Genomic DNA, 12,987 nt, shown 5'->3' with positions numbered 1-12,987 from the left:
AAGTAAAAGCTTGAAATAGTTCCCTTCTCGCGCTGGCACTATTGTTACGATATAACACTAAGCACGTTATGCTTACAGGATGGAATGATGAAAAAGTTTGGCCAGATGACCCCGTTAACTTCCCGCCGCCAGCTGCTGATCTCCGGCATGGCGCTGGCTTTACTGGCCAATAAATCGGTGCTGGCAAAAGAAGAAGTGGCCCCGCTTAAGGCAACCCGCAGCACCTCGCCTACCCCCCCGCGCCCTTCAGCCAGCGGCAGGAAGATAGTGATGATCGATCCGGGTCACGGCGGGATCGATTCCGGCGCGGTTGGCGAAGAAGGCTCAGAAGAGAAGCATGTAGTGCTGGAGATTGCCAACCATATCCGCGAGATGCTGAGCGGGCATCCGCATATTGAAGCCCGGCTGACGCGTGAGTCGGACCACTTTATCCCGCTGGGTGAACGCGTAGAAATTGCTCATCAGCATGGCGCTAACCTGTTTATGTCTATTCATGCGGATGGCTTCACCAGCCCGGATGCTAATGGTGCCTCGGTATTCGCCCTCTCTAATCGCGGTGCCAGCAGCAGCATGGCTCGTTATCTCTCCAAACGGGAAAATGCGGCGGATGACGTTGGCGGCGTGAAGGCTGCGCAAAAAGATCACTATCTTCAGCAGGTTTTATTCGATCTGGTGCAGACCGATACCATCAAAAACAGCCTGACGTTGGGCAGGCATGTGCTGAACCAGATCCGTCCGGTGCATCATCTGCATAGCCAGCACACGGAGCAGGCCGCCTTTGCCGTGCTGAAATCTCCCTCTATTCCTTCCGTGCTGGTTGAGACCTCGTTTATTACCAATCCTTCCGAAGAGCGCCTGTTGGGCACCACTGCCTTTCGCCGGAAGATTGCCACGGCAATTGTCGGCGGCATCGTCAGCTATTTTGATGAGTATGATGCCAACAACAGACGCCCCAGCTAAGCTGCCGCATCCCTCTGCCCCGGCGGAGGCTTTTTGTCGTATACTGCGCGCGTGATTTGACGACAAAGGTAAGCCATGAACGCACCCAATCTCGCCCTGGTGAAGCAGTTTTTGCTCACCCTACAGGAGACTATTTGCCAGCAGTTAGCCCAGGCTGACGGCAAAGCGAACTTTGAAGAAGAGAGCTGGCAGCGCGAAGGCGGCGGCGGCGGTCGCAGCCGCGTGCTGAGAGGCGGCGCAATTTTCGAACAGGCTGGCGTGAATTTTTCCCACGTTCATGGCGATCGGATGCCCGCCTCCGCCACCGCGCACCGCCCGGAGCTGGCGGGCCGCAGTTTTGAAGCGATGGGCGTGTCGCTGGTGATCCATCCGGAAAGCCCCTATCTGCCCACCAGTCACGCCAACGTGCGTTTCTTTATTGCTGAAAAACCGGGGGCCGATCCGGTCTGGTGGTTCGGCGGCGGGTTCGACATGACGCCCTATTACGGCTTCACGGAGGATGCGGTGCACTGGCACCAGACGGCTTCCGACCTCTGTCAGCCCTTTGGCGAGGACGTTTATCCGCGCTATAAAAAGTGGTGTGATGATTACTTCTTTATCAAACACCGCAACGAGCAGCGCGGCATTGGCGGCCTCTTCTTTGACGATCTGAACACACCAGACTTTGACTATTGCTTCCGCTTTACTCGGGCGGTTGGAGAAGGTTTTCTGAAAGCCTATCTGCCGATTATTGAGCGGCGCAAAGCGCTCACCTGGGGACAGCGCGAGCGGGACTTCCAACTCTATCGCCGTGGGCGCTATGTGGAGTTCAACCTGGTGTGGGATCGTGGGACGCTGTTTGGTCTGCAAACCGGCGGACGCACCGAATCTATTTTGATGTCGATGCCGCCGCTGGTGCGCTGGGAGTATAATTACGCTCCCGAACCGGGCACGCCGGAAGCGGCCCTGTACAGCGATTTTCTGCCCGTGAAGGCGTGGATCTGAGGATTCACTGGAAAGTGCGGCAGGCCAGTGGGCTTGCCGTGTTACGCCCGCCGTTCATCAGCCGTTTTTGATGACGCCTTTTGCGCCATAAGCAGGCAACTTATTTGGTCATATTCAACAGCGTGCGGATATTTTGTGCCGAGCTGGCGATGATATCGATAGCGCCCGTGCGGAGCGCGCCGAGGATCGCCATCGCTTTAGTATTCTCAGACGCGATAGCGATCACGCAGGGAATTTTCCGTAGTTCCTCAATGCTGAGCCCAATCACCCGATCGTTCATCACCGTGTCCACATGCTGCCCCTGAGCATTGAAAAAATCATACCCCGCGATATCGCCGGTCACGCCCTGATTCAGGCTGGCATCAATTATCTCATGCGGCGTAAACCAGCCCAGCTTCACCATATAACTGTTCTCGTTCATATCGCCAATGCCCACCAGCGCCACATCAGCCTTACGGGCACGATCCAGCGTCTCTTTAATGGTGCCATTTTGCATAAACGACTCTTTCAGCGCCCGGTTTTCCACGTAGGCCGGGGCGTAAAGCGTTTCGCTGATGCCGCCAAATTTTCTCGCCAGGCGACGGCTGATATGGTCAGCGTTGAGCGCATCGCCGGGACGATGGGTGCCGCCAATGCCGCTGATAAAATGGCAGTTGCGTAACGGCACGTTGCCAGGATGATCGGCGATGGCAGCGATGTTACGTCCCTGCCCTACCGCTACCACCGCATTCTCCTTCAGCGTCTGTGCCAGATGCGTGGCGACCAGCGCCGCAACCTGACGACGCTGCTCCTCTTCATCCTGGTAATCCAGCGCAATCAGCGCCCTTTGCAGTGGAAAGCGCTCCAGCAGCTGCTGTTCCAGGCGGGTGCTGAAAACCGGGTGATAGCGCACGTTGATCTCAACAATGCCCTCTTCTTTCGCCCGCTTCAGCAACCTGCCTACTTTGATGCGAGAAATGCCAAACTTACGCGCAATCTCTTCCTGGGTGATCTCATCCTGATAATAGGCGACGGCAATTTCCGTCAGCAATTCACTGTCCTGAGAAGGCGTATTTTTTTCCATCCGGGTTCTCTTGAGCTGAAGATGAGAAGGCGCCTGCCTGGCAGGACACCCGGCGGCCTTCAGACCGCCTGAGATATAGCAATAGCGGATTTATACCATTTTCCCCGGCAGGTGAGCCAATGATTGCCCACCCGGAGCCGGGGATGAGTCACAATTAGCGACGAATTGCGTCAATTTTCAGCATACGGGCAATCACAATATCCAGCTCTTTTTCGTCGAAAATTTGTTTCCAGTCCGGCTTAACGATTTTTTCGCGGCCATACTCCATGGCAATCTGACAGGCATCGGAGAAGGGGTTGGTGGCGCGGAAGGCCACGGCGAGCGCAATCTGAATGTGACCGTAGAGCATCGCTTTCGCCGCTTCTTCCGGTACGCCGGAGTGTTTGACCGTTTCATCCAGCGCTTCTTTCATGAACGCCCCGACCATACAGGCCACGGTTTCCACCAGCGTGGGTTCCAGATAAGCCAGCTGTTTCACGGTCACCCAGTGCACATTGTCTACCGGGCCATACATCACGCTGACGACTTTGCTTAATTCTGCCTTCTGCTCATCGCTGCCGGTCTCATAGGAAGCCGCAACATGCTGGAGAGCGGCAACGCCGCCAAAAGCATCCGCATGCTCTTCTTTTGTGTAGCGCTCAAGGAAAACTGACGGATGGCAAGGGTGCGCTACCGCATACTCAATGCCTTCACGGTTTGCGATCAGATTAGCGTAGGCCGCTGCCGGGTCCAGCGTTAACAGAACCGCACCGGTTTTCATCTGCGGCACCACAATTTCAGAGACTTTGCCCAGCACAATATCAGGCACGGCGAGGATGACTACGTCACTGAGCGGGACCACCGACTCAGCCGCCGACAGTTCGCGACCCTGAGCAGTAACCTGCGCCTGAGCCTGAGGCGCGCTCTCACAATAGAAGACCTGATAGTCACTCTTCTGCAAATTGGCGGAGATACGCATACCCATTTTGCCGCCTGCGCCGATCACGGTAATTGTTTTTAATTGTGTGCTCATAAGTTACTCCTGGAATTGACGTTTATTCAGATAGTCCACGCTTTGCCGGGTCCACTGCTGTTCAAGCTGACAGGTACGCTCAGCCTGCTGCTGCCAGGGAAGCCAGTGCTCGACGATTTGGTTGATGCCTCTGCTGTCCGGGCGCACGCGCTCAATCAGCTGGTCGTAATTAAGTAAGCCTTCGCCCAGCGGGCTGCCGGTCAGCGTGAAGCCCACCCACCCCTCCTGGCGCGAAAATGCGAAATCTTTGATATGCAGATTGAGTACGCGGTCGGCGGTGTTCTCAATCACCTGGTCAGGAAGCTCCAGCGCGGCCACGCAGTTAGCGGGATCGAGGCAGACACCCAGCGACGAGGAGTCAAAGTGATTGATCACCGACATCATCTCCGCGCTGCGCACCTGTTCGTAGGTTTCCAGGCACAGGCTGACCTGCTGCTGTTCAAATCTGGGCAGCACCGTTTCAATCATGGCGCTGGCTTCAGAGAGTGTCGGCCGGGAAGTGGCGCTGTTGAACATAGAGCGCAGCACGGTCACTTCCAGCGCATCGGCCAGTTCGAGATAGCGCTCTAAATGTTCCGCAACCAGCCCACGCGTGCCCAGCTCCAGCGAGATCCCCAGGCTCTCTGCCTGCTGTCGAAGGGCCTGAAGCTGGGCCTGGCTCCAGCTTTCAATCTGCGGATAATCGCAGATCTGAAAAACGGAAACGTTCATTTCAGCGGTCTGTTGCAGAACCTGTTGCAGGCTCATCGGTGCCGGAACCTTGTCCGACATCCGCCAGAAATAAGCGTAAGTGCTTAAGCCAATGCTCATACCTTCTCCCGCGTGTTCAGAAGTTCAGCGGCTTCATCAATCATGGAAGCCAGTGCCGCTGGCTGATGGGCAAATCGTCCCAGGAAGAGTCCGCCTACGCGGTCCCCCAGGCGGCTCAGCAACCCCGGGCCTGCACTGCCGCCATAAATAACGCTGAAGGTGAAATCTCCCGGCTCGCTGAACTCACGCAAGCCCTGACAAACCTCGGCTATAAAGGTATCCGGTGCGGAGGTCGCCGCGCCGATGGCCCACTGTGGTTCATAGGCCAGGATAATATGGCCAGACAGCTGCTGCTGGCGGGCGGCCTGTAAGGAAGCCTGTAGTTGTTGCCGACAAACGGCAATGGCCTCCTGGCTTTTACCCTGTACGCTCTCTCCCAGACAGAGCACGGGCGTCAGTCCATTACGTAAAGCGGCAGCCAGCTTGGCGGCAATCAGCGCATCATCTTCACCGTAATGGCGGCGGCGCTCGGCGTGGCCTATTTCAGCATAGCCACAGCCCATTTCAGCCAGCATGGAGCCACTTACCTCACCGGTCCAGGCTCCGTTGTCCTCCTGACAGAGATCCTGGGCACCAATCCCCACCCGCGTGCCGGCAAACGCTGCCAGTACCGGGGGTAAAGCAGGAAACGAAGGCAGAATAAACAGCCCAACGTCGCCACTGATAATTGCCGGATGGTTACGGGCAATGGAGGCAATCTCTTCACTCCATGCCAGCGTCTGCTGATAGCTGAAATAGATCTTCAGGCTGACGCCCAGCGTAATACGCGGCTGTGTCATTCGCTCACCTCCTGCAAAGGGCCTTTTTCAGACGCTGTTTGCTGTCGAAGCGGCTCAAGTATCTTATTAACAATCAGTGCCAGTGACACAGCCCCGGCATCCGGGGTGCCCCTGCTCTTTTCAGCCAGCGGACGGGCGCGGCCCATCCTGGGTACCAGGTGAGCGGTGGCCTCTGCGCTTAATGTCGCCTGCTTAGCCGCCGCAGACCAGGCATCCGCCAGTGAATCACCCGCTTCCACCCTGGCGCTCAGCGTCTCGCTGAACGGAACCAGCACATCCACCAGCGTTTTATCACCCGGTTTGGCCTTGCCGAAATGCATGATGCCCTCTTTGGCATGCTGCACGCCCAGTGCCACTCGCTGCGCATTCGGCACCGCATTGTCGCCCAGCGCCGTGCCAATAGCGGTTAAAGCCACGCCCCAGAGCGCCCCGGAGGTTCCGCCTGCTTTATCTGCCCAGGCATCGGCAGCACGGCAGAGCAGCGTGCCTGCTCCTGCCTGGCGCTGCTGCATTTCATGCGCCTTCTCCAGCGCCCCTTTTACACCGCGAGCCATACCTATGCCATGGTCGCCATCGCCAGCTACCGCATCAATACGGCCTAACTCCTCTTCATGTTGATAAATGACCTGCGCCATCGCATTAACAACGGCGAGCACGCAGCCCGCTGACTTTTGCGAGGCGGCAGAGGCAGCGGGGACTTCATCAACTTCAGGCAGGATCCACTCCGCCTCGTTCAACGGCTCGGCAAGGATCACGCTGCCTTTGCGAAACGCAGGCGCATTAGCTGGCGCACGCCAGAAAGTTTCCAGCTCCTCATCCAGCCAGACCAGCGTCAGGGAAGCGCCAGCCATATTAAAGCTGGTAACGAATTCGCCAACTTCCGGCTCCACCACTTCCAGTCCCGCCTCCTTCAGCAGCTGCGCCACACGGCGGTAGACCACAAACAGCTCTTCATATTTCACCGAACCCAGACCGTTCAGGATGGCGGCCACACGTTGACCGCGAGGCTCCGCAATCTCCTGTGGGCACTCCTTCAGCAAGTGCTCCACAAACAGTTCGGCCAGCGCGTCAGCCGGTGGGATGGCGCATTCGCTGATGCCAGGCTCGCCGTGGATGCCCATTCCTAATGCCATGGTGCCGTGCGCCACTTCGAACAGGGGCTGCGTGGCGCCTGGCAGAGTACAGCCCGAAAAGGCCACGCCCAGCGAGCGGGTACGATGGTTGGCATGCCGTGCCAGTCTGCTCACCTCTTCCAGGCCATAACCCGCATCCGCAGCCGCAGCGGCGATTTTGAACACGGCCAGATCGCCCGCCACACCGCGCCGCTTCTCCTGTTCAGAAAGCGAGGCACTGGAGATATCATCCGTTACCGCCAGCAACTCGCAGAGGATGCCTTCGGATTTCAACCGCTCACAGGCCTGGCCAAAGTGCAGAACATCACCGGCATAGTTGCCGAAGGCGAGCAGCACGCCGCCGCCGTTTTCCGCTGCCCGCGCCACATTGTAAATTTGCTGTGCAGAGGGAGAAGCGAACAGATTGCCCATCGCCGCGCCGTGCGCCATCCCCTGACCGACCAGGCCGGAGAACGCCGGGTAGTGGCCGGAGCCGCCGCCGATGACAACCGCCACACAGCCTGGCTTGCTGCGGGTACTCCGTACCACGCCGCCGGGAACCTGACGAACTTTGTCCGCGTTAGCCGCCACAAATCCTTCGATCAGTTCATTGGCGAAGGCTGAGGGTTGGTTAAACAGATAGGTCATTGCGAATGCTCCTGTGCAAGATGGGCAGACTGAAATCCTGAACGCCTGGCGTTGAGTAACAGCATCAGTACGGCGGAGAGCAGCATGAAGCCTCCCACCACCATCATCGAAACGGTGTAGCTTCCGGTGGCATCTTTCAGCATGCCGGTCAGATAGCCCGCCGAAAATCCGGCAACGTTGCCCAGGGTGTTAATTAACGCTATCGCTGCCGCAGCCGAAGCTCCGGTCAGGAACTGCGTAGGCAAGGTCCAGAAGTTGGGTAAAGCGGCGAAAATAGAGCTGGCGGTCACAGAGATCACCAGGATGGTCGCCATCGGGGAGTCCATATAGAGCGCAAGCGGTACGCTGACAGCACCTGTCAGCGCGGGCAGCGCTATGTGCCAGGTTTTGCAGCCCCGGCGCGAAGCATCTCGCGACCAGAAGAACATCACCACCGCCGCAAAGATGTAAGGCACGCCGGTAATCAATCCTTTTTCAATCACGTTAAAAGAGGTGCCAAACTGCTGCTGGAAACCGGCAATAATGGTGGGCAGGAAGAATGCCAGCGCGTAGAGGCCATAGATAAAGCCGAAATAGATTAAACAGAGCATCCAGACGCGGCCGTTGAACAGAACGGTGCGCAGCCCCGGATGGGCAGACCCCTGCTTTTGATCACGCTCTTTTTCCAGCTCGCTGCTCAGCCACTCTTTCTCTTCCTGGTTCAGCCATTTCGCCTGACGCGGTGAATCCGCCAGATAGAACCAGGTGATAATACCCACGACGATCGCCGGAAGAGAGACGCCCAGGAACATTACCCGCCAGCCCGAAAGGCCAAACAGTCCATGCTGCTCAATCAGCGCGGCGGCCAGCGGAGCGCCAAACACCACGGTCAGCGGTTGAGCCAGATAGAACAAAGAGAGGACCTTGCTGCGATGGCGTGCCGGTACCCACATACTCAGAAACAGTATCGCGCCAGGGAAGAAACCGGCTTCCGCCACACCCAACAGCAGACGCAGGGTATAAAGCCCTTCTACGCTGCTTACCCAGGTGAACAGCAGTGAAACGATGCCCCAGCTGACCATGATCCTCGCCAGCCATTTGCGTGCGCCGAAGCGATGCAAAGCCAGGTTGCTGGGCACTTCCAGCAGGATATAGCCGATAAAAAAGATCCCCGAGGCGAGGCCAAACTGGGCAGCATGCAGCCCCAGCTCGTCGCTCAGGCCATTCGGCCCGGCAAAAGAGATAGCCGTACGGTCAAGGAAGTTAATGAAGAACATCAGCGCGACAAAAGGTACCAGACGTAGCGACACTTTACGGATCGCCGATTTTTCAACGGTGGATTGTGCAGAAGTTATCATGCTCCTTCTCCTGCTTTGACGGCTTGAGCAGAAGCGGGCGCGATCGTTTTGTAGGGCGGTGAACCTGGTTGCAAGTGAATTTGACGCATGGTTTGAGTCCTTATGGGGTCTTCTTGTGCATTGCATCAATGCGTGAACATATGAACACTATAGGTAACTTTGTTCAATGCCCATAAGACAATCGTCAAACTGTGACCCACCTCAAAACCTTTAATTTTTCGGTAAACCCGCTATTTAAGGCGTAATTAAGCGATATACATCACCATACCTAATGATTCTGATGGGTGAAGCTAAAAATCAAAAGAACACCTATTGAACATATGACCACTTTTGTGCGAGGGTAGTATCCGTTCGCCGCAGGATGTTCCGATCCCGGAATGCCCGACGGCTCCCTTTATCTGTGGAGAAACCTATGTCTTCTATCGCGATTGGCGCCGACGATGCGGCCCTGGAATTAAAAAATCTGATTAAACAGCACCTTCAGCAAAGGCAGATTGATGTCAGCGACTACAGTAATGACGCTATAAACGATAAGCCGCTCTATCCGGATATCGCCTGGACGTTGGCTAACGCCATCAAAGAGGGAAAGCATGAGCGCGGTATTTTGATTTGTGGTACCGGCATTGGCATGGCCATTGTGGCCAACAAGGTGCCAGGCATTCGCGCTGCTCAGTGCCACGATACCTACTCTGCTGAACGCGCGCGTAAAAGTAACAATGCGCAGATCATGACCTTAGGAGCACGCGTTGTGGGGCCTGAACTGGCGCGTTCAATCGTTAACAGCTGGCTGGAGTCAGAATTTGAAGGCGGCGGTTCTCTGGCTAAAGTGGATAAAATCAGCCATTACGAGCAGAGCGTTTGCGGTAAATAGAAGGTGTCGGGGCGCCTTAGCGTGCGCGCCATCACGAAATTTCACAGAAGTGCTACACTTAAAGGTGCGGCACTTTTTTAATGTACGCAACGAACTCATTGGGTCAACCCATTGCAACAATCAGAGAAAACGCATTTCTATTACAGAACGTCTGATGCAATGTTTGGCCTGAGAAAAGACTTCCATGTCGGGTAGATCCGATGTTAGCCCCTGAAAATTCCCCACAGAGAAGATTCAAGGCTACCTCGTTGGCCTGAAGCCCCGTTGCCCGTCATGGTAAATCGTCATACAGATTGCACATCAAGGAGCCAAGAGATGAACCAGCTAGAAGCACTGAAACAATTCACCACCGTGGTGGCGGACAGTGGCGATATTGAATCCATTCGTGATTTCCATCCGCAAGATGCTACAACCAATCCCTCTTTGATCCTGAAAGCTTCCGCCCTCGATTCCTACAAGCACCTGATTACCGATGCCATCGACTACGCCAAAAAACAGGGCGGCAGCAAAGAAACTCAGATCATCAACGCCAGTGACAAAGTGGCGGTTAATCTGGGAATGGAAATTTTGAAAAGCGTTCCCGGCCGGGTTTCCACTGAAGTAGACGCGCGTCTCTCTTTTGACCGCGGCATGTGTGTGACCAAAGCAGAGAAGCTGGTAAGAATGTACGAAGATAACGGTATTGACCGTTCACGTATTCTGATCAAACTCGCTTCAACCTGGGAAGGTATTCGCGCAGCAGAAGAGCTGGAGAAAAACGGCATCAACTGTAACCTGACGCTGCTGTTCTCCTTTGCCCAGGCACGCGCCTGTGCTGAAGCCGGTGTCTTCCTGATCTCCCCATTTGTGGGCCGTATTTATGACTGGTACAACACCCGTAAGCCAATGGACCCGTACGTAGTAGATGAAGATCCGGGCGTCGTTTCCGTACGCAATATCTACGAATACTACAAACAGCATCGTTACAACACGGTGATCATGGGTGCCAGCTTCCGTAAAACCGAGCAGATCCTGGCGCTGGCTGGCTGTGACCGCCTGACCATTTCTGCCGATCTGCTGAAACAGTTACAGGCAAGCGATGCGCCGGTTGAGCGCAAACTTACGCCTCCTACTGAAGCCTTCCATCAGCCTGCGTCGCTCTCTGAAGCGGAGTTCCGCTGGGAGCACAATCAGGATCCAATGGCGGTTGAGAAACTGTCTGAAGGCATCCGTCAGTTTGCCGTTGACCAGCAGCATCTGGAAGACGTGCTTGCCGCTAAGCTGTAACCAATATCAAAATGGGTGGAACGTCCCGCTAACCGATCTTCTCGGCAAGGCGGGGCCTTCGCCCTTTAGCGTTTTATCCGCCCATTTTGTCCCATAAAACAATCAGGGAGAAAAACATGTCTTCACGTAGAGAGCTGGCTAATGCCATCCGTGCCCTCAGTATGGATGCCGTTCAGAAAGCCAATTCTGGTCATCCGGGTGCCCCAATGGGCATGGCAGATATCGCTGAAGTGTTGTGGCGTGATTTTATGCACCACAACCCGACGAACCCAGCCTGGGCCGATCGTGACCGTTTCATTCTGTCTAACGGCCATGGTTCCATGCTGCTGTACAGCCTGCTGCACCTCACCGGCTACGATTTACCGATTGAAGAGCTGAAAAACTTCCGTCAGCTGCACTCCAAAACGCCGGGTCACCCGGAAATTGGCTATACGCCAGGCGTGGAAACCACCACCGGCCCGCTGGGTCAGGGTCTGGCGAATGCGGTGGGTCTGGCAATTGCAGAACGCACCCTGGGCGCGCAGTTTAACCGTCCGGGCCACGATATTGTCGACCACCACACCTATGTATTTATGGGTGATGGCTGCCTGATGGAAGGGATTTCTCATGAAGTCTGCTCGCTGGCGGGTACGCTGGGTCTGGGCAAACTGATCGGTTTCTATGACCACAACGGCATCTCGATTGATGGTGAAGTGGAAGGCTGGTTCAGCGATGACACCGCCAAGCGCTTTGAAGCCTATAACTGGCATGTGATCAATATTGATGGTCACGATTCCGGGGCTGTTGCTGGCGCGATTAAAGAAGCGCAGAGCGTTACCGACAAGCCATCGCTTATCATCTGTAAAACAATTATCGGCTTTGGCTCACCGAACAAAGCGGGTAAAGAAGAATCTCACGGCGCAGCGCTGGGTGTGGATGAAGTTGAGCTGACCCGTAAGCAGCTGGGCTGGAACTACCCTGCCTTTGAAATCCCTGAGGATATCTATGCTCAGTGGGATGCCAAAGAAGCGGGCAGCAAGTATGAGCAAGAGTGGAACGAGAAGTTTGCCGCTTATCAAGCCGCCTACCCGGAACTGGCTAAAGAGTATAGCCGCCGTATGGACGGTGGTATGCCGGAGAACTGGGAGCAGGAAACGCAGAAGTTTATTGAACATCTGCAAGCCAATCCGCAGAAAATCGCCAGCCGTAAAGCTTCACAAAATACGCTGGAAGCCTGGGGTAAGCTGCTGCCTGAATTCTTAGGCGGATCGGCTGACCTGGCACCAAGTAACCTCACCATCTGGTCTGGCTCTAAGTCGATCAAAGAGGATCTTGCGGGTAACTATATTCACTATGGCGTCCGTGAATTTGGTATGACTGCCATTGCTAACGGCATCGCCCACCACGGCGGCTTTGTGCCCTATACCGCGACGTTCCTGATGTTTGTGGAATATGCGCGTAACGCCGTGCGTATGGCGGCGCTGATGAAAGCCCGTCAGATCATGGTCTATACCCACGACTCCATCGGTCTGGGTGAAGATGGCCCGACGCACCAGCCGGTTGAACAGCTTGCCAGCCTGCGCGTCACGCCAAATATGAGCGTCTGGCGTCCCTGTGACCAGGTAGAAACTGCCGTAGCGTGGAAGCATGCGATTGAGCGCCATCATGGCCCGACCGCTCTGATCCTCTCCCGTCAGAACCTGTTGCAGCCTGAGCGTACCAAAGAGCAGCTGGAGAATATCTCCCGCGGCGCTTATGTGCTGTCAGATTGCGAAGGCACGCCTGAAGTGATCCTGATTGCCACCGGTTCCGAGGTGGAGATCACGCTGGGTGCGGCTGAGAAGCTGACCCGCAGCGGTCACAAAGTGCGGGTAGTTTCCATGCCTTCTACTGATATGTTCGACAAGCAGGACGTGGCGTACCGTGAATCCGTACTGCCGTCTGGCGTCACAGCGCGCGTCGCTGTTGAAGCAGGCATTGCCGATTACTGGTTCAAATACGTTGGTCTGAATGGCGCAATTGTTGGTATGACTACCTTTGGTGAGTCTGCACCAGCCGATAAGCTGTTTAACGAGTTTGGTTTCACGGTTGAAAACATCGTCAGCCATGCTGAATCCCTGCTGAAGCCTCACTGAGGCCGCTAAGCAGAGGCTTGCTTTCTGCTTT

At 55.7% G+C, this 12,987-nt stretch carries 11 protein-coding genes; 5 read left to right on the top strand and 6 right to left on the bottom strand.

Going from position 1 to position 12,987, the window contains the following annotated elements; genetic code table 11:
* The first annotated feature begins 87 nt into the window (after window positions 1-87).
* Together amiA and hemF are read left to right on the top strand one after the other, a co-directional pair.
* Complete coding sequence (gene amiA / locus AAH450_RS00850) at window positions 88-960, top strand: N-acetylmuramoyl-L-alanine amidase AmiA (RefSeq protein WP_342909540.1); 873 nt, start codon at window positions 88-90, stop codon at window positions 958-960.
* 75 nt (window positions 961-1,035) lie between these two features.
* Complete coding sequence (hemF, locus tag AAH450_RS00845) at window positions 1,036-1,944, top strand: oxygen-dependent coproporphyrinogen oxidase (RefSeq protein WP_342908490.1); 909 nt, start codon at window positions 1,036-1,038, stop codon at window positions 1,942-1,944.
* 100 nt (window positions 1,945-2,044) lie between these two features.
* Here the strand turns inward: hemF and AAH450_RS00840 are convergent, their stop codons facing one another.
* From AAH450_RS00840 to AAH450_RS00815, 6 genes are all read right to left on the bottom strand, one after another.
* Window positions 2,045-3,007 carry a sugar-binding transcriptional regulator gene (locus AAH450_RS00840; protein ID WP_342908489.1) on the bottom strand — a complete coding sequence of 321 codons (963 nt, stop codon included), beginning with the start codon at window positions 3,005-3,007 and terminating at the stop codon, window positions 2,045-2,047.
* A 154-nt stretch (window positions 3,008-3,161) separates the two neighbouring features.
* Window positions 3,162-4,019 (bottom strand): phosphogluconate dehydrogenase C-terminal domain-containing protein, encoded by an 858-nt coding sequence (locus AAH450_RS00835; RefSeq protein WP_342908488.1) that lies wholly within the window; start codon window positions 4,017-4,019, stop codon window positions 3,162-3,164.
* 3 nt (window positions 4,020-4,022) lie between these two features.
* Window positions 4,023-4,829: a sugar phosphate isomerase/epimerase family protein gene (locus tag AAH450_RS00830; RefSeq protein ID WP_342908487.1), complete on the bottom strand. Its 807-nt coding sequence runs from the start codon at window positions 4,827-4,829 to the stop codon at window positions 4,023-4,025.
* A complete protein-coding gene (locus tag AAH450_RS00825) occupies window positions 4,826-5,608 on the bottom strand; it encodes a triose-phosphate isomerase family protein (RefSeq protein WP_342908486.1) in 783 nt (260 codons plus the stop codon). Before AAH450_RS00825 ends, AAH450_RS00830 begins: the two co-directional genes overlap by 4 nt.
* Window positions 5,605-7,368 (bottom strand): dihydroxyacetone kinase family protein, encoded by a 1,764-nt coding sequence (locus tag AAH450_RS00820; protein ID WP_342908485.1) that lies wholly within the window; start codon window positions 7,366-7,368, stop codon window positions 5,605-5,607. Before AAH450_RS00820 ends, AAH450_RS00825 begins: the two co-directional genes overlap by 4 nt.
* Complete coding sequence (locus tag AAH450_RS00815; RefSeq protein ID WP_342908484.1) at window positions 7,365-8,705, bottom strand: MFS transporter; 1,341 nt, start codon at window positions 8,703-8,705, stop codon at window positions 7,365-7,367. Before AAH450_RS00815 ends, AAH450_RS00820 begins: the two co-directional genes overlap by 4 nt.
* 412 nt (window positions 8,706-9,117) lie before the next feature.
* Here AAH450_RS00815 and rpiB point away from each other — a divergent pair, with 412 nt between their 5' ends.
* From rpiB to tkt, 3 genes are all read left to right on the top strand, one after another.
* Complete coding sequence (gene rpiB, locus AAH450_RS00810; RefSeq protein ID WP_342908483.1) at window positions 9,118-9,576, top strand: ribose 5-phosphate isomerase B; 459 nt, start codon at window positions 9,118-9,120, stop codon at window positions 9,574-9,576.
* Window positions 9,577-9,891: 315 nt separating this feature from the next.
* On the top strand, window positions 9,892-10,842 hold the full coding sequence (gene tal / locus AAH450_RS00805; RefSeq protein ID WP_342908482.1) for a transaldolase: 951 nt from the start codon (window positions 9,892-9,894) through the stop codon (window positions 10,840-10,842).
* 116 nt (window positions 10,843-10,958) lie between these two features.
* Window positions 10,959-12,956: a transketolase gene (gene tkt, locus AAH450_RS00800; protein ID WP_342908481.1), complete on the top strand. Its 1,998-nt coding sequence runs from the start codon at window positions 10,959-10,961 to the stop codon at window positions 12,954-12,956.
* Window positions 12,957-12,987: the final 31 nt, after the last annotated feature.

This window comes from Erwinia magellanica (assembly GCF_039023495.1).
Taxonomy (GTDB): Bacteria; Pseudomonadota; Gammaproteobacteria; order Enterobacterales; family Enterobacteriaceae; genus Erwinia.
Note: the sequence above shows the minus strand (reverse complement) of the source record. Positions and strands in the feature narration are given on the sequence as shown.

What these genes read in the sequence shown, in the direction of transcription:
- amiA (WP_342909540.1), top strand. Translation starts at nt 88, where the DNA reads ATGAAAAAGTTTGGCCAGATGACCCCGTTAACTTCCCGCCGCCAGCTG.
- hemF (WP_342908490.1), top strand. Translation starts at nt 1,036, where the DNA reads ATGAACGCACCCAATCTCGCCCTGGTGAAGCAGTTTTTGCTCACCCTA.
- AAH450_RS00840 (WP_342908489.1), bottom strand. Translation starts at nt 3,007, where the DNA reads ATGGAAAAAAATACGCCTTCTCAGGACAGTGAATTGCTGACGGAAATT.
- AAH450_RS00835 (WP_342908488.1), bottom strand. Translation starts at nt 4,019, where the DNA reads ATGAGCACACAATTAAAAACAATTACCGTGATCGGCGCAGGCGGCAAA.
- AAH450_RS00830 (WP_342908487.1), bottom strand. Translation starts at nt 4,829, where the DNA reads ATGAGCATTGGCTTAAGCACTTACGCTTATTTCTGGCGGATGTCGGAC.
- AAH450_RS00825 (WP_342908486.1), bottom strand. Translation starts at nt 5,608, where the DNA reads ATGACACAGCCGCGTATTACGCTGGGCGTCAGCCTGAAGATCTATTTC.
- AAH450_RS00820 (WP_342908485.1), bottom strand. Translation starts at nt 7,368, where the DNA reads ATGACCTATCTGTTTAACCAACCCTCAGCCTTCGCCAATGAACTGATC.
- AAH450_RS00815 (WP_342908484.1), bottom strand. Translation starts at nt 8,705, where the DNA reads ATGATAACTTCTGCACAATCCACCGTTGAAAAATCGGCGATCCGTAAA.
- rpiB (WP_342908483.1), top strand. Translation starts at nt 9,118, where the DNA reads ATGTCTTCTATCGCGATTGGCGCCGACGATGCGGCCCTGGAATTAAAA.
- tal (WP_342908482.1), top strand. Translation starts at nt 9,892, where the DNA reads ATGAACCAGCTAGAAGCACTGAAACAATTCACCACCGTGGTGGCGGAC.
- tkt (WP_342908481.1), top strand. Translation starts at nt 10,959, where the DNA reads ATGTCTTCACGTAGAGAGCTGGCTAATGCCATCCGTGCCCTCAGTATG.